The following is an 18,961-nucleotide window of genomic DNA, read 5'->3' as shown; positions in this document are numbered from 1 at the left end:
TCAATGCATTCTGGTTGTTGTCAGATGATGATCGGGTCGCCCGCGAACCGCGGCAGGCCGGCGACGAAGCCAGGCTTGGTGTCGGTATCGAGCAGGATCTTGTCGGTCATGCGCTTGGCCGCGATGATGGCCTGTCGGTTCTTGGTCATCAGCGTGCCGTCATGCGGCGTGAAGAAGCGCGTCTTCGGAGCAAACGGCTGCGCAAGGCGTGCCTTGTACTTGCTCCACCGCGTCTGCATCTGAACCTTCAGTTCGGCCGAGTGCGGCTCGATGCCATACCGGCCGACACCCATGAACTGGATCGAGGGGCGCTTGGCCCCTGCTACGGATCCGTCATTGACAGCGTACCGCTCGTAGGTGTGGTACGGCGCCATTGATGGCACGAAGAACCGCTTGAAGATCGGACGGCCAGAATAGACGGCCTTGCCTTCCTTGCCAGGGATCGTGATCATCTCCGGCGTCGTCGACACCGGCTCAAGCTGAGGCCCAACCGCACGACGCCAGGGCGCGATGACAATCGGGGCGATCGTGACGATCCGGTTGTATGCCGTGGACGGGATCGGGAACTTCTTCTTCAGGCCGAGAGGCGTGTTGCAGAAGGTCGAATACGGCCGGACAGCCTTGATGTAGAGCCTGAAGTAGGCTCCCTCGTTGTCGATCTTGGTGTCGGTCTCGACACCGTTCACAACCCAGGATGCCCGCTTCGACAGCCGCGTGATCGCCTCGTTCGGCGTCGGGAACTTACTCTCCAGGAAGCTGCTGTAACGGCTGCCGCCCGAGAAAATGCGGCGCCGGGCAGCGCCACGCAGATAGTTCTGGTAGATCCGAACCTGCGGCAGCTTGGCAAGCCATGCCTCCCGCCGTTCCTTGTTGAGCGAGGGGCCTGAGAAGACTTTGGCCGGCGGCGTCGTGGCCTTCAGGACCTTGCTGTCGACGAGTTCGACGTAGGTCTCGATGGCCTTCAGCGTGCCCTTGATCTGGTGGTGCTTGATCGCATTCGCGACCACGCTCCGGCGCTTTGTCAGCGGCCACTCCGAATCCCACAGATCGACCGAGAGCGCCCAGGCCAGGTAAGGCAGCAGGTTCTCAGGGCAAGTCCACGGATTCCAGAGCTTCCGGATCGGGATGTCGATTTCGAGCAGGCGTTCGACCTGGGAGGCCAGCGTGCGCTCGTACTCCGTCGCATTCGTGGACAGGACGTGATCCATCCTGCGCGTCGGGAACGGGGCCATGGCTTACTCCAATCTGGTCGGGAGCGGCGTGACCTTCGCGGACTCGATGACGACGCACTGGTCGTTGCCGGCCACGATATCGGCCTCTGGAGAGATCAACTCGACGTTCTGAACCCCGTTCTGATTGAGCGCCGAGATGATTGCCGATCGGGTGAGATCTCGTCCGATCAGGGAGACGTTGGTGCGAACATTCGTCAGCGCCGTGCCGATGTCCTGCATGACCAGGGCCGCATCGGGCCCTGGATACAGCGTGATGTTGGCGACGATTTGAGTCCGGAGCGGCATGACCGGACAGACCGAAATGACGTCGGTGAGCGGCTTGATGCCTTTCTGGTTCAAGCGCTTCACGACGTTGGCGATGATGTCCTTGGTCGGAATCGGGTTGTTGCCGCTCTGCATGATGGCAACTTTGACGCCACCGAATTTGTTGACCTTGGTCGCCGTGGCGTCGCGGATGCGGACGTCGGCGCTCAGTGCCTGGAAGATGTAGGCTCCCTCGGAGCCGGCCGTCGAAAATGCCTCTGGGGCCATCTGCGCACGGCGCCGGAGGCTGTCGTCCAACTCGTCCGCGAGGCGTTCGACGCCGAAGAAGGCGGCCAGGTTGTCGAGGTCCGCACCCTTGGCGAAGGCAAGCATGACGGCGCGCGCAGCGGCGTTGACCCGCGCTCGCACCAGGACCTCGCCATAGGCCTGCGGCTCGAGGATGATGTTTGTCGGAGACTGTTCGAGGGCCAGCGCCGCCTTCAGCTTCGGGTTCTTTTCGAGAACCTCATCCTTGTAGCGCTGGAGCAGAACCTCGTAATCGATGGTCTCGATGACATCGGGTGGGGGGAGACGCGCAAAGTCGATATACAGCGCGGGCGACGTGTAATTGGGCATTCAACCCTCGCTAGATGGTGACCGAAGTTCTCCGCAGCACCTGTTCCACGAGGTCGATTCCATCGATGGTGATCGTAATCGCGCCGGATGCATCAGCCTCGTCGATGGCCACTCGCGTGACCTTGAACTCCGGCTCGTAGGTGTTGATCGCAGCGATCGCGGCCATCATGCCGGACATCATCGTCTCCTCGTTGGAGGGCTTGTCCTGCATGTTCTGGAACGCCGATCCCCACCACAGCCGCATCAGGCGAACCTTGAGGCGGGTGGTGAGGATGACGAAGATGCTCTGCTTGATCCGGGGCCAGCCCTGGATCAGCTCACCGGTCTCACGATCGATGTCGACCAGGTGTTCAGTTGGAATCGTTGCCATCGGCCGGCTTCTCCGAAGCAACGGCACCGAGCACCTTGGTCTCGACAGCCTTTGCCGCGGTCACCGCCTTGGTGACGGTCGCCTCGACCTTGGCCACGACGGCCTCAGCCTCCTCGACCTTCTCCTGCACGGCGTGCGCGAGATACTTGACCTCAGCCTCGACCGCGGTGATGACGGAGCCGGCCGGCACCAGGACGCCCTTGCGCCAGAAATCCTTGATAACTTCGTAGGTTTTCATTTTTCTTCTTTCTCGCTACGCGATCTTGGCCCAGACCACCTGAGATGGCCCAGCCTCTGTCATGACGCGCTGATCAGCCTGCTCATTGGGTCCGGAGACCCCGAGGTTGACGCGCTCTTTGGTGATGTTGACCCATCGGCCATCGACGCCGGCTGAGCAGCTGTTGGCGCCCTTCACCTCGACGTGGTCCTTGTGGAATGTGACCGTCGTTCCATCGCCGTGCTTCAGGACAATCGCATCCTGGTCCAGCTTGATGTTGGCCTGGTTCTCACCATAGGTGACGTTCAGGTCGTTCTCAGTCCACTTGACGCTGGCCTTCTTGTCCTTGAACTGGATCTTGACCTGGTTCTCGTCCATCAGGACGTCGCCCTTGGCTCCCTTTTCGCCATAGCGGACGTTGATCAGCTTTTCATCTTGCCGGTAGTAGGACTTGTTCTTGCCGACCGTCTTGAGGATCTTCTCCTTGTCGGCCAGCTGCCGCGTGACGCCGTCATCACCCTCTTCCGGCACTTCCGGAAGTTTGGGCGGCTGCGTCTGCTGTGACTGCTGCTGATCGGATGATGCGGCATCCGAGCCGCTCGTGTCCGAGCCGCCAGATCCAGAGCTACCGCCGCTACCTCCACCGCCGCCTCCTGCGAGGCTCGCTGGGATGCCGGCCGCTCCGCCCGCGCCGCCGCCGATCATCTGACCGACGACGCCCATCAGGTTTCCAGAAGAGACCTGATTGGCGATGCCGGCGAGATTGCCGAGCTGAGACAGGCCTGGGAGACCCGACAGATTGGCCATCGAGCCGATATTGGCGAGCTGTCCAAGGTTGATGCCCGACAGCTGCGAGATCCCAGCCATGTTGGCGATGTTCGAGATGTCGAGGTTGGCGAGATTGCCGAGGTTGCCGAGATTGCTGAGGCCGCCGAGCATGCTGGAGAAGTCCATGCCGCTCAGGCCGGCCATCTGGCTGATGCCTGCGAGATCTCCCAGACCAGAGATATCGCCGAGGCCCGTGGGGGCGCCCTGCTGCTTCTTCTTGGTCTTGATGATCAGGTGGTTCGAGTCTTTGGTCTGGTGCAGCCAGTGCTGCTGATCCTCTTTCTCGTGGATCAGGCCGACTGTCTCATCCTGCTTGCCATGCGGCGATGGCGTGTCGGGACCGTAATGAAACGGCTCGACTGTCCCCAGCTCGGGAATGCCGCCGACCGATCGCAGGATGCCATGCATCCCGACCTTCGGCGGAACCGAATACTTGATCGTCGCGTGCGAATGGCTTTGCCATGGCTGCCAGTCGCTCTTGAAGGTGTCCTGCTTCGAGTAGGTCTCATTCCCGCTCGGGGTCTGATCCTCGCCGTCGTTCATCTTGACGTACCAGCGATTCTTCTCGAACTTGACTGCGACGATCTTGCCGAGCCGCTCCTTGTTCTGGAACTTCCGCTCCAAATCCTGGAGCCGGCGCTCCATCGCATGAATTGCACGCACCATTACGGTACCTCGGGTGTGACATCGACCGTCTCGTCGCCAGTCAGACCCGCTTCTGTATGAACATGGCCCAGGATCGTTGCCCTGGTGCTCGGCACCTTGGTGACCATCTGGCCGTTGTTCCAGACGAAGTCTCGCTGCAGCACCTTGTTGGTGCCAATCATGAGATCACTCTGCCACTCGACCACGCCAACCGAGACGCCTTCGCGCCTCAAGACCGGCTGACTGATCCGCTTGAACTGAACGCTCTGCGCCGGAGCAGCGTCGGGATGTCCGAACTGGTTCTGATGAGCCCAGGTGGCTACGGTCTCGACCATGTCCCAGGCCCTGGCGTCGCCATCGAGGGCGACATTTCTGTTTTCGTCGATCAAGACCACGACGACACGGAGCAGAGCATTCAGCTCGCCCGTGAAGGTCGGCTCGCTCTTGGAGGCCATCACCGCGACGCGGGCGCATGGAGTCTTCAGCGTCCAGTCGGCGATGTCCTGCTCGTCGAACAGGCCGTCGTACCAGTCCACATCCATGTTCGGGTACAGCGCCTTGACGCCGTCGATGATCTTCTGCCGGAAGTCGACGACTTTTCCCATCATCAGCCTCCGTGCGCGAGATAGTCGCGGATCATTTTCGAGATGCGTTTGACGTTCTCTTCCGAGAAGCCCATGAACGGTCGCGCCGGCACCTTGTCGGATTTGCTGTAGCGCTTGCCGCCGCGCCGCGCCTTCCGGCCGGCATGGTTGAAGCCGTTCTGCATCCAGGATGCGTATTCGGTGTCCGCCGTCAGCTCGAATCCGTGATCGGCCACATCAGTCACATCGATGCTGCGAGACAGCTCTCCGCTGTCGAACAGCGGCCTGTCGTGCCCCTTCAGGGCGATAGTCACATCGGATAGCGCAGCCCATCGCTCCCCTTCCGGGGACATCTTTGTGCGCAGGATGCGATTGATTGTAGCGCGCTGCATGTACTCGGCAGCCTGCTCCATCACAGGATGGAGGTGCTCGGCGTCATGCAGCAGCTTGGTGAGGCGGGCGTTGAGGCGGGCGAGGTCGTCGGTATTGAGATCGACCGCAAAAGCGCCCATCAGGCCCTCCCGCAGTCGAACGATCGGCCACCTCGTGTGACGTTCGGGTTCGTGGTCGTGGTCACCGGGTTGCCGTTGGCATCGGTGCCGGTCGTGGTGACCGGCGGCAGGCCGAGGCCAACCTTGCCGGTGGAAATTTTCTCGAGGATTGCAAGCGCATCCTCATAGCGAACGCGCATCTCATCGGTCCGGCCTGTTCGGCCGAGGGCGATCTTGTAGACCGCGATGTCGATGGCGCAGTTCTTGACGATACCCGGCGTCGGGACAACCGGGACAGTGTACTGAGAAGAGAGGTAGGCGTCGCAGATCTCGTCTGCGCCGTCCAGACCGCGCTGAACAACGGCATCATCAGGAGTGCCGTCACGATCATAATCGGCTATGCGGACGAGGAGATCAGTGCCGTAAAGCTTGTCGATATCATCCTTGCTCGCGTAGCCCATCATGAACCTCTGTCAGGTTACTTCTTCTTGGTTTTGCTCGCTGCAGCAGCAGCTTCGGCAGCGGCCTTCTCGGCAGCTTCCTTCTCGGCAGCTTCCTTCTCGGCAGCTTCCTTGGCGGCAGCCTCAGCAGCCTGCTTCTCGGCAGCTTCCTTGGCGGCGGCTTCGGCAGCGGCCTTTGCAGCAGCCTCGGCTGCGGCATCTTCGGCCGACGCATTGCCGTGAAGGTTGGCGAAGCGCGCGGCGCGCACCTCAGGCGACACGATCCGCTGCTTGCGCAAGCGAATGTTCGCAGCCGCCTCACGGGCTCGGAAGCCAGTCGTTCCCATCATGGATGTCTCCAATAACGAAAAAGCCCTCCCCGGCTTTCACCGAGGAGGGTCGATTTCAGATCCTACCGTCTGATGTCAGACGATTAGGAGCCCAGCTTGTGCTTGAACGCGACGATCCGGATGATCTTCGGATCGTACACGCGCTGCCAGTTGCTGACGTTTGCCAGCTCGGAGTTCGCCGGGGTGACGCCGACCTGGGTGCCACCGAGCCACTTGATGCCGCGGGGATGCATGACCCACTGGCGGCGCTGCACGATGTACTCCTGGCCCATGCCCTTCAGAGCCTGGCGCTCGACCTCGACCGGGGTCTTCGGCGACTTCTCGCCGTAGCCGATCGCGCCGGGGCCAAAGATGTAGGTGGTGAACACGCGGTTCGCGCCGCTGCCCGACACCGGCATGCTGTCGTCGACGATGACGGTCTTGCCCATGTAGGTCGGGATCGTCAGCTTGCCCTCGGAGTCCGGCATGAACTCGATGAGGTCTGCCTTGACCATCGCCTTCAGGGTCAGCGAGTGGACGGCGACGGCGTTCAGACCGCCCTGCTCGTCACCGAGCAAGAACGCGGCGTCGATGAACGAGTCGGCGTCGAAGTTCTCGGCACCGCCGGTCAGGCCGGAGATGTCGTTGACGTTGGCTTCCATGCCGGCCGAACCCATCGCACCCGCGAGGGTCGCGAGCAGCGCGGTCTGCATGCGGCGGTTCCACCACTCGGCGAAGCGGTTGGCGATCAGCTGGATCGGGTCCGCACCGGAGAGGTCGGACGACAGGTCGGAGGCGCCGAACGCCTTACCGCGCAGCAGCTTCACCGCCACGTCCTGGCCGGTGGAGGTCTTGCTGACGGTCAGGTCGCTGTTGTCGTCGAGCACCTGCTCGGCGTCCGCAGCGTCCAGATCGTTGAAGAACGGCATGTTGACGGTCTTGCCGCTGATCTCCGCGTCGATGACGCTGGTCAGGTCGGTGATGATGCCCGACTGGAACAGGGCCGACTTCTGCGTCGACAGCACCTGCACGTAGTTGTTGAATTCGGTCGGGACGATCATGTCCGCGAGACGAGTCTCAGTCATTTCTCACTCTTGCTTTTGTTGAGACGGCGTTTGCGGCTGTTTGCATTCAAGCAAACGCCCGGACAGAATCCGGGCGCATGCACTGGTTCGGATGGGCGCGAAGGGTTACTTGACGCCGGCCGCTGCTTTCAGCTGCTTGGCCAGTTCGGGTTTGGTATTCGACAGCAGCATCTGCTGCGTCATGTTCCAGGTATCCTTCATCCAGGGGTTGGATTGACCACCACCTGCCGGAGGAGTGCCGTGGGTGCCGGGTTGCGTTCCCAGACCGCGCTTCTCTTCCGGCTTGAAGAGCGAGGCGCGGCTCTCGCGGATCTCGGTGACGAGATCGGCGACAGTGAAGGGGGTGCCATTCACGTCCTTGATGCGGGGGTTGCCGTTGGTGTCGAGCACCTGAACGATCACCTGGCCGTCCTTCATGGACGTCTTGACGAACTTGGACACCAGCAGTTCGACGGCATCCCGCGCGTCGTCCAGTGGGTTTGCTTTTGCGACTTCAGACTTGATCTGGCTGTCGGCCATGATCGTCTGCAGTTGCCCCGTGAGGCTCTCGACCGTGGCGTTGGCGTTCTTGACCTGGGTGGTCAGCTCGGTCTCACGCAGGTTCAACTGCGCGGTGAGCTGGCCCTTCAGGGTCTCCAACTTCTCGCTTGCGATCCGATCCGCCTCTTTCGCGGGATCGAGCTGCGACAGTCGTGCAGCGGTTTCAACAGCCGTCCTGGCTGCGTCAGGGGTGATGTCTCCGAAGGCGGCGACACGCTCCATCGCGGTGCGAGCCGCGGCGGCGTCCAGGCCTTCGTAGGGCTTCAGCTGCTCTTTGAGGATGGCAACGTTGTTGCGCTCCCCGCCGAGAGCCGTCTTGAGACCCTTGACGTCGTCGAGTTCGTAGCCTTCGGCCGGCGTCACGTTCAGGAAGAACTTCCCGTTCTTCTCGACGTAGAAGGCGCGATGGGCTTCATCGACGGTGTTGATATCGGTGACTACTGCTTTGAGCATTCCAATCCCTGGAAATGCGGGGCATCCCGCCCCTCGTGATAAAGACCGCTCAAGCATCCCGCCTGAGGGCCGGTGATATCCCCGAGGATCCGGGGAATCAGAGATGCCAGCAGCGATCGTTCCGAGGCCATCCCGGCGCTCGGTTGGTCATTGCTGGCGAATTGGGCTGGGGCCGCTGAACGGCCCCGTATGCTCGTCCTACGCATGGCAGGAGAGGCTGGCTGGCACGGCAGGTCTCGAACCTGCGACACCCTCGTTAACAGCGAGGCGCTCTACCGTCTGAGCTACATGCCAATGGGCCAGGGATCCGTTGCCGGCGAGCGGCCGGACTGCCGATCTGATCCAGGCTGAATTTGTTCAGCGGCGGCGCGGGCGTGCGGCACGCTCTTGGATATCTCTGCTCGTCTTGTGCGGGATGCGAGCTGAGACCGCTGAAAGCCGCGCTCGACCATTCAAGGGAGCGCGGAACGGAAAGAGGTGGCCCGCCGGGCCAAAAAAATGCCCGCCAGGCGTTAACCGGGCGGGCAAGTGTGAGTGAGTGACCGAATGCAGAAAAGCCGCCCAGGAGGTCCTGAGCGGCTTCTGGATGCCCTCTGAGGGAGAGCGTCGGATTACGCTGCGATCTGCAGCTCCGTGACGGGTTCGAGTTTGTCGAACTCCTCCGGCTTGGCGAACTGGATGGTGTCATCCTCGGTCAGGAGGATGACGTCGCCAGCGGCACAGGATTGCACGCCCCACGCCGACGACATGGTCAGCCCCCCGAGGGAGTTGACCTTCAGCTCACCACTCTGCAGACGGCGGACGAGCCATTGCGGCGCGACCTCTTCGGCAGCCTGCCCCCAGAGGGGCAATTTGAACGCTTGGACCAAGATCTTGCGGTGAAACAGGTTCATTTGCACACTATCTGCATTTCACCAGTGTTGAACCACAATATACGCCTTCTGTCAAGTCCAGAATGCAAAAATGCAAACGCTCGCGCAAACGGTAATATAGTAGGCCTTCTCAGCCGTAGATCCAGACGTGGATGATGATGTAGAGGATGAAAATCCCCATCACCGCCTTGAACGGATGCATCAGGACCGGCTGCATCATGAGCCAGAAGTTGGTCTTTTCCTGCTCCCGAACCAGTCGCTCCAGGGCGAGCTGCTCAGGACTCGGCTGCGGAGCCTGAGGTGGCAACGAGACGGGGGCCGGCCTTGGTGGAGGCAGAGCGCCTTCCTCGGGCAATCCCAGGAGCTTTTCCCACCACTTCAGCTTGACTGGTTCCATTGACCGGCTTCCTCCCCTTCACCGTGAACTTCGGCTCGAAGCAGATCGGGCAGCACCAGTATTCATCACCGATCAGCTTGCCGAAGGCCACGACCGAGCGCGGGATCATCCGCACTAGCTCGCGCACGAGCGTGCCCTGCCTCTTGGTGCAGGGCTCGCACACGTAGCCTTCGCATTTGAACAACAGCTTCTCGGTCATGGACTCGTTCGCCTACAACTTGCACGAATGCAAGTCAATCAGAACTGCGGCGTCGGGCGCGTCGAACCGGTCGGGAAGTTCGGCAGGGGCTGAGCTGGGTCGGCCTGGCCGGACGTTGATCCGCTCTGCTGAGCCGAACCGGTCGTGCCAGTGCTGGAGACTCCCGGCTGTTGACCCGATGCGTTGATCGCATCAACCGCGGCCCATAACTGCAGTTCCTTGGCGATATCGAAGTCGTCACCAACCAGATTGCGGGCGCGGATTTCCTGCAGCAGAACCTCGCGCGACAGACCGCGCTTCTCCCACAGGGCAGCAAGCTGGGCGACCTCAGCGAGACGGTCCTTCGTGTTCGAGAACTCGGTGTTCAGGACCACGTTGACGTTGGAGTAGTCGGACCCAGTCCAGTTGCCCATCATTCGGATCGCGCGTTCGAGCGCATCCTGGCAGTTGATTGCCATGTCATGGACAACCGAGTGAACTCGGGTCTCCTGGATGTCGCGCTCGTTCTGCGGGACATACTGGCGGTGCGTGCCCGTGACCGGGTTCAGGGCCATCATGTCCATCTGCATTTCGAGCTTCTCCAGGTCCTTCATGCCGGAGTCGATCGCGGTGCCTTTGGGTTCGACGTAATACCAACGGCCGTTGGCCTCGGGTGCGTAGAGCACCTTGTAGGGTCCGATGGCGAACTGTGCCTCATCCTCCGGGTCGATCTGGACGCCGGAGCAAGCCAGCATCGGGAACCGAGCCGCCGACAGGATTGACCGCTGATCCGAGCTGGAGATCCAGTGCTCGATCTGCTTGTAGGCTAGGTCGATGAAGACCGGACGGACCTGGTAGTCGGCTTCCTTCTCGCCGGCAAACAGGGTGACGAACGGCACCTCGGTCATGTTGGTGAGCGGGGTCTCCTCGACGAAGGTCCAGTTCGAGCCACCAGAGGTCGCGAGCTGTTCCCAGAGCTGCACGATGCCCTTGCCGTTCGACGTCGGGTCGATCTCAATGACCCGCATCTGGTTGTAGAGCACTTCCTTGAAGCCATCGCGATCGGCGCGCTGGCCGCGGATGCGGACATGGACTGTCTTGGTATCGCCGCCGACATACGCATCATAGGCTGCGGCCACATCGTCGACCTTGTACATCTTCATGAAGGGACGAGCACCGGATGCCTTCTGGTCCGCCAGGCTCTTCATGTTATAGGTGTCCGGATGGTCCACCAGGATGTGGCACATGCCGTCCAGCATGGCATTGTTGAAGAACTGGTGGGCAAAGACGTGCAGATGCGTGCCGATCAGGTCGATGTCCTCGACCCACAGATCAAGGTTGGGATCGCCGTTGATGACCTTCAGCAGGGTCCGGAAGGGCTTAGCCGATGCAGCATCCACCGCCTCGCGCAGCTTGTTGAGGGCAAACGTGGAGGCCAGACGCGACGCATAGCGAGAGTCGGATTCCTTCTCGTATTGCGGCAGAAAGGTCGCGCCCTGAGCACGCATGGTCTCGGTACCGCCATAGACGGCCCGGAGCATCCTCGTGCGCTGCTGCATGGTCGTCGCGGCGGACGACAGCAGTCCAGGGTTACCGTCCTTCGGAGACGGCGTATACTTGATCTGTTGGGTGGCGGTTGCCATGGTGGGGGGATGTCCTGACGTTACCAGTCAAGGACCGCCGCCTTCTTGGGACCGAGGAGCGAGTTGAATGCGTCAGCAGCAGCGTCGACCTGGTCGTCGTAGGTGCCGAGCGGGAATGTCTCCAGCTCGTCCGTGAAGACGGTGTTCCAGGCACCTGGGACGATCTTGACGTTGCCGGCTTCCGCCTGCGCAGCGAATGCGGCAGCGCGGACTTCTTTCGATCCTGTGGGGCGGGCAGTCTTAACGATGTAGCCGGCTAGCCGGCGAATGAAGCCCTGGACCTGGCTCTTGCCGGCCTGGCCTGGGTCTTGCGGGAGAAAGATCTGGACGGAGCGTCCGTCGTTCTTGGCGGTCTCCTGGATCTTCTTCTCGACTTCGAGCGGCGATCCACGGAAGCGGATGACGTGCTCGATGTAGAAGACGCCGTTGGAGTCCTTCGACATCAGGACGCCGACCGTGTAGTCGCCGTCAGCAGATGCCGCCAAATCCCAGGCACGGACCTTGGCCCGTCGCGGAGGCAGTTCGGCAAAGGCGATCGGAGCAAACCAATCACCGCGGAACATGCCGCCGTCGTCGGACATCGGCTGCTGCTGGTACAGGGCGGAGAACGAGCGCTCGCCGAGAACGTCGAGACGATCCTGCAGGGCTGCGTAGGAGAAGCGGTGCGGAGCGAGAGGCTCGTTCGGCCTGCGTCCGAGCGCGTCGCCCGGAACTGTTCCATCCTCGTTGAGGATCAGCTGACCATCTGGCGTCTTCTTCACCCATGGAAGCGCCGGCAGATACAGGATCTCCCAGGGGAGGCCCTTGCCATCTTCCATCGCCTCGATGATGCGGCCGGCAATGTCGTCGTAGTGCCAGCGGGTCAACGTCAGAATGATCGGCGCGTCTTCTTCCAGACGGGTGTAGACGACGTCGCGGTACCAGTCCCACTGGTCGTCACGGAACGTTGCCGACTTGACCTCTTTGCGGTCCTTGATCGGATCGTCGATCAGGAAGAGATGGGCACCCTTACCGGTAGTGCCGGTGCCGACGCCGACCGCGTAATACTGACCACCGCCAGACTCATCGGTGAGCTGCCATTCGTCAGCAGCGCGGATGTCTGGCCGGATCTTGACGTGCGGGAATAGTCGCTCGAACTCTTTTCCCTTGATGATATCACGGACGTTGCGACCGAAGCCGGTGGCGAAGTCGCCGTTGTATGACGCCGAGATGATGTTTTTCGACGGATTTCGGGCCATGAACCAGGCAGGGAAGCGCCTGGTCGACAGCTCCGATTTTCCGTGCCGCGGCGGCGCGAAGATCATCAGTCGCTTGCACTCGCCGCGTTCGACACGCTCAAGGGCTTCAGCGACCTTGTAGTGGAACGGATCGGCGTAATACTTCGGCAGCGTGTAGGTGGTGAAATCTATGAGGTGCTCGCGGCCCCTCCTACGACGCAGGATCTCGGCCGCTGCCTCCTCAGGGGAGACATCGGTGACCAAATTCACGATTGAGGCCTTTTAGAACTTGAAGCCCGGCGCCTGGATCGTGAGATCGTCCTTATTGGCGGAGCGCGACTGGACTTCAAACATCACGGTGGGGGCGCCGTTGGTGACCGGGTCGCCGTAGAAGCGGACGGTGCGGAGCCATTTCCCATCTACGGGGTCTTGAACCAAATCGGACACAGTGATTAGGCGGCCATCCTCAAGGTTCATTTTGCTATGTACGATGCTTAGCTCTGACATTTTCTTAGTTTCTCGGGAGGTTGATCTCAGGCTCTGTCTGAGCCGGTGGCGGACACGGCGTCCGTCTTGGATATTGCGCTAGTCGAACGAGCCACGGGTAAGCACAAAGACAATCTCAAGGCCAAAACTTGAGCTTGAAAACACCACGAGGGCAGTGCAAACATCGATCTGTCACTCATTCTTTTTTTGCCAACAATGCTCAGCAGATCTAAGATCGCCCGTCGCCGTGAATTGAGAGATCCAGGTTTCGCGTCCGGGACAAATCGATTTTGATGATTGGAGGGGTGCTTGGTCTTCCGAGGGGAAAAGAGCTTGCGACCGTTGCAGGGAGCAGTTGAACGGTTTTACCTACTCGTTAGTCGGGTAAATCCGCTTCTCTATATGCTTGGTTATTTGATCTGCGTTCCCACGTTTGCTGGCTTTTACTGTTCTTTGGATGACGGATTTTACGCCCCTTATGCTCAGCTAGAGCCAGCGGGACAGCGCGATCAGCGCGAGATCCTTGCAATGGTAGACGACAAGCTCTGGAACTATTTCAATTGCATTGATGAAGAGGTTGGCAGCGCGGGATTTGTAAGCGGCGCCTCGCGTTTTCATCCAAAGGAGCTGATTGCGTCAAAGCTCGAGATCGATAGGGGCTATCTAACGTTTGACGTCCACTTGCTCCTTTTCGCCCCGCGGACGCCTGACGAGTTCGAGCACCTAACCATTCCTATACGTCCCCCTGCTAAGAGCTTCACCATTCCGATGAGAATTGGTCCAGCAGGGATGAATCCGACCAGAATCGAACTCAATCGTTACAAGCTAGATTTGCTACAGCCTAATCCGCAGACTCTAGACCCGTCTATTCGCGACTTTATGGAAAGATCGTCTCCAGCGTGCGAGCGCAAGCTTTCCGATTTTGAGGAAGGGACTCCCGCTCAATTGATCAATTACATCGCGGGACGAAACAACAACCCCTTAAAAGTAAGTGGCGAAAAGGCACGCATGATCTATTTCAGCGTCGTTGTCATTACTACGCTTGGGTTTGGTGACATCGTTCCGATGACACCTTTTGCTCGCATGTTGGTGGCGATAGAAGCCATACTGGGTACAGTACTTCTTGGCCTAATGTTCAATGCCATCGCCTACAGAGCAAGCAACCGAGCGGCCAGCGCTGCGACCTTAGACGGCGCCAAGCTGTGACGGCGCACATCTTCTTCAAGCGGACGGCGGCTTCCCATCAGTGAACGCTCTCTGGCTTCTCCTCCGCCTTCGGCTTCTTCGCGCGGCTCGCAAGTTCGAGCAGCTCGTCCTCCGACATCTCGGAGGCCTCCTTGCGGACGTTGAGGCTGGTGTGGTTCTCGTCCTTCTGGCCAAGGTAGTTCTTGCCGAGGAAGATCGATGCTGGCGCGTTCTTGTCGGCCAGTGCCATCTGCTTGCGTCTCAGTGAGACCTTGGCGTGCTGCAGCCCGTCATCCCAAACCTCACGCGCCTCAGGATAGACGTTGAAGAAGTTTGTCAGGGTGCGAGGGCTTACGCCGAGGATTGCGGCAGCCTCGTCTTGTGTACCGAAAAGGCGGGCGATCTCAGCCAGAGCACGAAGCGTGTCCTCATCAGGTTGAAGTTTCGTCTTGCGACGACCGATCGGTCGAGCGAGAAGCTCATCGAGAAACTCGGTCTCCTTGGCGTCCTTCTCGGCTGCGGCTTTGGCTGCTGCCTCGCGGGCAGCCGCTTCCTCTTTCGTCGGCCGGCCGCGGCGACGTCTGGGCAGGTCGGTCATTTTTGTTCTTCTTGTTCAGTGGGACTTGTCGTCGACCACCGCCGTTACTTGGCTTACGATGTCCTCGATCGCGATCGTGGTCACGAGCCCCTCCCCTGGCCATTCGACCAGGATGTATTCGGCCTCGTTGTGATCGTCCGTCTCATCGTCGAAGCGGTCGAACATGGCGATGATCGGGACGGCGAACCCGCCGTCGTAGACGATCGACATCGTGTCGAAGTCGACCGTGGAGCCTATTCCTTGGCCCCGGGGATCGCCGTTCTGATCCATTGAAAAATCTCAGCCTTTGAGCCGGCGCCGACCCGGTTTGCGATCACGACACCCTTGTCGATCGCGACGAGGGCTGGGATCTGGTTGACGCGGTAGAGCTGAGCTGCATTCATGCACTGCTCGACGTCTGCGACGTAGAAATCCACCTTGCCGTCGAGCTGCTTCTCTATGTCATCCAGCATCGGCTTCATGGCCTTGCAGGGCTGACACCATCGCGCCTCGAACTTGATGACGATGGGACGAATGGCGCCGTGGATCTCTGCCAAGGCAGTGGAGTCTGTGATGGATTTCATTTCCGTTTGACGCTTGCGAAGATGTTTGCGACGTTTTCGAAGCCGCGCTTGCCGAAGTAGAACATGACGACGATATTGGCTGTCGTCGCAGCAAATCCGCCTGTTGGATCGTTCTTCATACCGAGAGGGTCGGTCCCACCAAGGCCAAGAACCTTGTCCCAGATCAGAAGCTTTCCAAAGTAGATTGCGACGGCGTAACCCATCAACTTGTCTGGCTCATACCAGTAGCCGAGAGCGGCGACCCGGTATCGGGTCTGCTCCTGGATCTCTACGGATTGTGCTGCGATCTCGCCGGCAGCAAGGTCGGAAGCAATCTTGTTGTCGACGTTGCCAGCCTTCAGCTTGGCGTTATAGGCATCGAGCAGACCGCGAATGACCGGCCCACCGAGGAAGCCGATGATGGCCTGCCACATGAGGTGTTGTTCCTATGATTTTCTGAATCGTCCGCGCTAAGCGAAAGCGCTATCGATCTGCGCAAGCGTCGAGATTTCTCCGGACAGGATCTTCTCGATCACCGGCTGGAGTTCCTCGAATGTCACCTGTACGAAGTCGGCAACCTCGACTGCGATCCGCTCAAAGTCCGCGGCTGCAATCGTGATGAAGCTGGTAGCCCCTGCCTGCCAAAGCACGGACGCAGGTGGGTTGGCCTGCTGAAGCCGCGCGTGTTTGCCGTTGATGAGAGATAGGCTCTCTGGCGAAGTCGGGAAGGCGACCTGCTCCCCGTTGATCGTCGTGACGTATCCACCTGTCGCCTTGGACCACTGGACGCTGTTCGCATGACCGATCAACTGCTCAATCGTGGGTGGCGGCACAGGTGGAGCTGATAGCGCCTCTCCATCCCAGATCCAGTCTCCGCCAGCTGTATCGTGCTGGATGGAGATAACGCCTTCACTGAAGCCAGGTATAGGATGCGGTAGCTCCGCCTCAGATTCGACAACGGTGATGAGTTTCATCGACACCGTGTCGACGATTGCATAACGCTTCATTAGTAGAACTCGTCGATGATGATGATGCCGGACCCTCCCGCACCTCCCAGGGAGACGCTCGAAGAACCACCGGATCCTCCTGTGCCGACCGCATAGGCGTAAGATGAGGCTGGCGAGACGATTAGTTTCTCACAGTATCCACCAGCTCCGCCGCCGCAGCCGCCTTGGCTTGCGGCGTTTGTGCCGCCTCCCCCACCGCCGCTTCCTGTGTTCGCCGCTCCTGCGCTTGCGTTCCCTCCATTCCATCCACCTGGGCCACCGCCTCCGAAGCAGCCAGGAATACCAGGCGTCCCACCAGACCCCGTTCCGACGTATCCGCCGGTCTGGAAACCAAGGTTCGAAAGTGACGCATTGATATTGATGTCGCCGCCGCTCGCCACTGTCGACGACGCGCCTGGAGCACTACCCGAGACACCACCGTTGGGCCCGCCAGGCGCTACCATCGACCCGAACGTCGTTGCTGCTCCAGATGATCCCGCGGTGCCGTTCGGCTGTCCTCCGGCACCTCCTCCTCCGCCACCGATGCAGATGACGTTGATGGCCAGGCATCCAGCCTTCGTGTTGTAGGTTCCTACGCCGCTGGTAATGACAGTGCGAGTCCGGTTCGGAGCTGCAGCATTGATGTTGCGGCGAGCCTGCGTTTGTTGGGTGTCAACCAGCGACTGAGCAACGTCATATCGAACGTTTGCATACGATGAGTTCGCCTTCACAAACTCGGTTGTTGCAATGCTTTTACTGTTGTCTCCTGCGGCCGGCGTCGGGGCAGTCGGGTTACCCGTGAATGCCGGAGATTCCACCGGAGCCCGTGTGGTATCGGTCGGATGCTTGTGATCCTCACGAGCCCACTTCGTGCCAGTGCCTACCGCCGCAACGCCATCCATAAGTGGCATTGCGGTGCCAGCCGCATTCGCGATGCGCGCATCGGCTGTCGCCGCGTCAGCGGGATGTACGTGATCCGCACGCGCCCATTTCGTGCTGGTCCCGATATTTCCGGTGCCGGAATCTACGAGAGGAACTGCCGAAGCCGCGAAGGTGGATGGATCTCCCGGATCACCTTTTGGACCCTGGATGCCCTGGATGCCTTGAATACCTTGGAGACCTTGCGGACCTTGATCGCCAGTGTCGCCCTTCAGTCCCTGGGGGCCTGGATCGCCCTTCAGGCCTTGTGCGCCAGTGTCGCCCTTAGGACCCTGAATACCTTGTAGGCCTTGGTCTCCCTTATCGCCCTGAATACCTGGAGGACCTTGGAAACCTCGAAGACCTTGCGGTCCAGTGTCTCCTACATCGCCTTTCTCGCCGCGCTGTCCTTGCGGACCAGGCGGGCCGGAGTCACCCTTCGGCCCCTTGAAGAGGCCGATACTGACCCAGTTGGAGTTGACCTGGTACCAGACCCATCCGATACCAGTGTCAGCGGCTACATAGGCCTCGCCGTCATCGCCATAACTCGGAAGATCAGATGCCGTAGCGACTTCTCCGTGAAACGAGAAGCCGCGACCAGGATCGCCTTTCGGGCCAACGGGACCGGGTGGGCCGGCAGGGCCATCAGGTCCAGCAGGGCCTTGATCACCCTTGATGCTCGGGAACATCGCTTGGAATTCGGTGAGCGAGACGTATTTCGCTGGGTCCTTGCCGATCTTCACATCGACGTATGCATCGTCTTCACTCGGGACCGGCGGAGGAACAACAGGCGGCTGCTGTGAAGCAAGCTGTATCTGACGACTGAGAAGGAGATATTTCGCGCCGCCCGCAGTGAGATTGAGGATCGTATTGTAGGGATAGAAATCCGTACCAATGTGGATGCCGGCCGGAGCCAATACCCGGTACCGTGACGTGCTCATTCTTCTTCTTTTTGATTGTTGGCACCGGAGGAGAGACTTGAACTCCCGCAGCACAGTTTTGGAGACCGGCCGCCTACGCCGGAGGACCCCGGTGCAAAGGGAATTGGAAATGGGCTGCGAGGAGCGTGGCGGCTATCCTCGCCTTCCGCAGATGAGCGGTGCGCTGGCTGAACCCTTGCGGCATCAGCAGCCCGTATTCGCCCTACGAGGCGAAGATGCTGTCGATCTGGGCGTACGTCGTGATAGTGCCAGCAGTTATGCCGGCAAATGCGACCTTCGCTTTCGCGATAGCGGCCTGAGAATTGTCGTAGATGCCTGATGCCAGATCCAAGAACTGGTCGACAGGAATCGTGACCACGGTCGTCCAGTCGAGCTGAAGAGTCACGGACGACGGGGGATTTGGCCGATTGAGGCGCAGCCACATCCCGTTGATCGTCGCCAGAATGTCTGCCGATGTCGGGATCGTTACCTCATTGCCATCGATGGTCACGGCATAGCCTGCAATCGCAGCGCTCTTGCCGTTCACGTACTGGTTCAGCTGCCACGTAGCGGGCGGCGGAGGAGCTGGCGGGACCAGCTGCGCCCCATCCCAGTGCCATGTCGGATCAGCCACATCAGACTGGACAGCGATCACGCCATCGCTGAAGCCGGGCGGAGGATTTCCTGGATCGGCGTCGTATTCGACGACGTTGATGACGTTTCCAGTGCTGGTATCGACGATCGCGTATCGCGCCATGCGCGCTTCCCCCGTGATGTTGTTGTGATGGTGCCAGGAGATGGGATCGAACCACCGCGCTCCGGGTTTCAACCGGAAGCTCTTCCGTCTGAGCTATCCTGACGAATGGCAAATGCCCGCCACGTACTTCCGGACCAGGGCCTATTGGAGTGGCTACCACGTCGGGCTT

At 60.3% G+C, this 18,961-nt stretch carries 24 protein-coding genes and 3 tRNA genes; 1 reads left to right on the top strand and 26 read right to left on the bottom strand.

From position 1 onward, the window contains the following. Window positions 1–20 precede the first annotated feature (20 nt). The 17 genes from QX048_RS04455 to QX048_RS04375 all read right to left on the bottom strand — a co-directional run bounded on the left by QX048_RS04455 (window position 21) and on the right by QX048_RS04375 (window position 12,877). Complete coding sequence (locus QX048_RS04455) at window positions 21–1,232, bottom strand: phage tail protein I (RefSeq protein WP_316200900.1); 1,212 nt, start codon at window positions 1,230–1,232, stop codon at window positions 21–23. Between the two features lie 3 nt (window positions 1,233–1,235). Beyond that, complete coding sequence (locus tag QX048_RS04450; RefSeq protein ID WP_316200901.1) at window positions 1,236–2,111, bottom strand: baseplate J/gp47 family protein; 876 nt, start codon at window positions 2,109–2,111, stop codon at window positions 1,236–1,238. Between the two features lie 10 nt (window positions 2,112–2,121). Continuing rightward, window positions 2,122–2,481: a GPW/gp25 family protein gene (locus tag QX048_RS04445; RefSeq protein ID WP_316200902.1), complete on the bottom strand. Its 360-nt coding sequence runs from the start codon at window positions 2,479–2,481 to the stop codon at window positions 2,122–2,124. Continuing rightward, window positions 2,462–2,719, bottom strand: a complete 258-nt coding sequence (locus tag QX048_RS04440) for a hypothetical protein (protein WP_316200903.1) — start codon at window positions 2,717–2,719, stop codon at window positions 2,462–2,464. Before QX048_RS04440 ends, QX048_RS04445 begins: the two co-directional genes overlap by 20 nt. A gap of 15 nt (window positions 2,720–2,734) precedes the next feature. Then, window positions 2,735–4,192 carry a hypothetical protein gene (locus QX048_RS04435; protein WP_316200904.1) on the bottom strand — a complete coding sequence of 486 codons (1,458 nt, stop codon included), beginning with the start codon at window positions 4,190–4,192 and terminating at the stop codon, window positions 2,735–2,737. Continuing rightward, a complete protein-coding gene (locus tag QX048_RS04430; RefSeq protein WP_316200905.1) occupies window positions 4,192–4,776 on the bottom strand; it encodes a hypothetical protein in 585 nt (194 codons plus the stop codon). The genes QX048_RS04435 and QX048_RS04430 overlap by 1 nt, the downstream gene beginning before the upstream one ends. Before the next feature lie 2 nt (window positions 4,777–4,778). Continuing rightward, on the bottom strand, window positions 4,779–5,267 hold the full coding sequence (locus QX048_RS04425) for a phage virion morphogenesis protein (protein WP_316200906.1): 489 nt from the start codon (window positions 5,265–5,267) through the stop codon (window positions 4,779–4,781). Beyond that, complete coding sequence (locus tag QX048_RS04420; RefSeq protein WP_316200907.1) at window positions 5,267–5,710, bottom strand: DUF1320 domain-containing protein; 444 nt, start codon at window positions 5,708–5,710, stop codon at window positions 5,267–5,269. The genes QX048_RS04425 and QX048_RS04420 overlap by 1 nt, the downstream gene beginning before the upstream one ends. Window positions 5,711–5,724: 14 nt before the next feature. Next, window positions 5,725–6,036 carry a hypothetical protein gene (locus QX048_RS04415; protein WP_316200908.1) on the bottom strand — a complete coding sequence of 104 codons (312 nt, stop codon included), beginning with the start codon at window positions 6,034–6,036 and terminating at the stop codon, window positions 5,725–5,727. Window positions 6,037–6,119: 83 nt separating this feature from the next. Continuing rightward, complete coding sequence (locus QX048_RS04410) at window positions 6,120–7,100, bottom strand: major capsid protein (RefSeq protein ID WP_316200909.1); 981 nt, start codon at window positions 7,098–7,100, stop codon at window positions 6,120–6,122. Between the two features lie 105 nt (window positions 7,101–7,205). After that, window positions 7,206–8,150 (bottom strand): hypothetical protein, encoded by a 945-nt coding sequence (locus QX048_RS04405; protein WP_316200910.1) that lies wholly within the window; start codon window positions 8,148–8,150, stop codon window positions 7,206–7,208. 161 nt (window positions 8,151–8,311) lie between these two features. Beyond that, window positions 8,312–8,387: transfer RNA gene (locus QX048_RS04400), tRNA-Asn, on the bottom strand. A 317-nt stretch (window positions 8,388–8,704) separates the two neighbouring features. Further along, a complete protein-coding gene (locus QX048_RS04395; RefSeq protein WP_316200911.1) occupies window positions 8,705–8,986 on the bottom strand; it encodes a hypothetical protein in 282 nt (93 codons plus the stop codon). Between the two features lie 254 nt (window positions 8,987–9,240). Next, on the bottom strand, window positions 9,241–9,561 hold the full coding sequence (locus tag QX048_RS04390; RefSeq protein WP_316200912.1) for a hypothetical protein: 321 nt from the start codon (window positions 9,559–9,561) through the stop codon (window positions 9,241–9,243). Between the two features lie 38 nt (window positions 9,562–9,599). After that, on the bottom strand, window positions 9,600–11,183 hold the full coding sequence (locus QX048_RS04385; RefSeq protein WP_316200913.1) for a DUF4055 domain-containing protein: 1,584 nt from the start codon (window positions 11,181–11,183) through the stop codon (window positions 9,600–9,602). Window positions 11,184–11,203: 20 nt separating this feature from the next. Continuing rightward, window positions 11,204–12,670: a phage terminase large subunit gene (terL, locus tag QX048_RS04380; RefSeq protein ID WP_316200914.1), complete on the bottom strand. Its 1,467-nt coding sequence runs from the start codon at window positions 12,668–12,670 to the stop codon at window positions 11,204–11,206. A gap of 12 nt (window positions 12,671–12,682) precedes the next feature. Continuing rightward, on the bottom strand, window positions 12,683–12,877 hold the full coding sequence (locus tag QX048_RS04375) for a hypothetical protein (RefSeq protein WP_316200915.1): 195 nt from the start codon (window positions 12,875–12,877) through the stop codon (window positions 12,683–12,685). A 342-nt stretch (window positions 12,878–13,219) separates the two neighbouring features. On the opposite strand from QX048_RS04375, the gene QX048_RS04370 reads away from it, so the two are divergent. Continuing rightward, on the top strand, window positions 13,220–14,092 hold the full coding sequence (locus QX048_RS04370; protein ID WP_316200916.1) for a potassium channel family protein: 873 nt from the start codon (window positions 13,220–13,222) through the stop codon (window positions 14,090–14,092). A 37-nt stretch (window positions 14,093–14,129) separates the two neighbouring features. Here the strand turns inward: QX048_RS04370 and QX048_RS04365 are convergent, their stop codons facing one another. The 9 genes from QX048_RS04365 to QX048_RS04325 all read right to left on the bottom strand — a co-directional run bounded on the left by QX048_RS04365 (window position 14,130) and on the right by QX048_RS04325 (window position 18,895). Continuing rightward, window positions 14,130–14,669 (bottom strand): hypothetical protein, encoded by a 540-nt coding sequence (locus QX048_RS04365; protein ID WP_316200917.1) that lies wholly within the window; start codon window positions 14,667–14,669, stop codon window positions 14,130–14,132. Window positions 14,670–14,684: 15 nt separating this feature from the next. After that, window positions 14,685–14,939 (bottom strand): hypothetical protein, encoded by a 255-nt coding sequence (locus tag QX048_RS04360; RefSeq protein ID WP_316201039.1) that lies wholly within the window; start codon window positions 14,937–14,939, stop codon window positions 14,685–14,687. Then, a complete protein-coding gene (locus QX048_RS04355) occupies window positions 14,903–15,232 on the bottom strand; it encodes a thioredoxin family protein (protein WP_316200918.1) in 330 nt (109 codons plus the stop codon). The genes QX048_RS04360 and QX048_RS04355 overlap by 37 nt, the downstream gene beginning before the upstream one ends. Continuing rightward, entirely contained in the window at window positions 15,229–15,645 is a 417-nt protein-coding gene (locus QX048_RS04350; protein ID WP_316200919.1) for a hypothetical protein, read from the bottom strand. The genes QX048_RS04355 and QX048_RS04350 overlap by 4 nt, the downstream gene beginning before the upstream one ends. 36 nt (window positions 15,646–15,681) lie before the next feature. Then, a complete protein-coding gene (locus QX048_RS04345) occupies window positions 15,682–16,218 on the bottom strand; it encodes a hypothetical protein (RefSeq protein WP_316200920.1) in 537 nt (178 codons plus the stop codon). After that, complete coding sequence (locus QX048_RS04340; protein ID WP_316200921.1) at window positions 16,218–18,056, bottom strand: hypothetical protein; 1,839 nt, start codon at window positions 18,054–18,056, stop codon at window positions 16,218–16,220. Before QX048_RS04340 ends, QX048_RS04345 begins: the two co-directional genes overlap by 1 nt. 19 nt (window positions 18,057–18,075) lie before the next feature. Beyond that, window positions 18,076–18,149, bottom strand: a tRNA-Trp gene (locus tag QX048_RS04335). Between the two features lie 109 nt (window positions 18,150–18,258). After that, entirely contained in the window at window positions 18,259–18,792 is a 534-nt protein-coding gene (locus QX048_RS04330) for a hypothetical protein (protein WP_316200922.1), read from the bottom strand. A gap of 28 nt (window positions 18,793–18,820) precedes the next feature. Further along, window positions 18,821–18,895 (bottom strand) — tRNA-Phe (locus QX048_RS04325). Window positions 18,896–18,961 lie beyond the last annotated feature (66 nt).

The organism is Bradyrhizobium sp. SZCCHNS30572, assembly GCF_032484415.1.
Taxonomy (GTDB): Bacteria; Pseudomonadota; Alphaproteobacteria; order Rhizobiales; family Xanthobacteraceae; genus Bradyrhizobium.
Note: the sequence above shows the minus strand (reverse complement) of the source record. Positions and strands in the feature narration are given on the sequence as shown.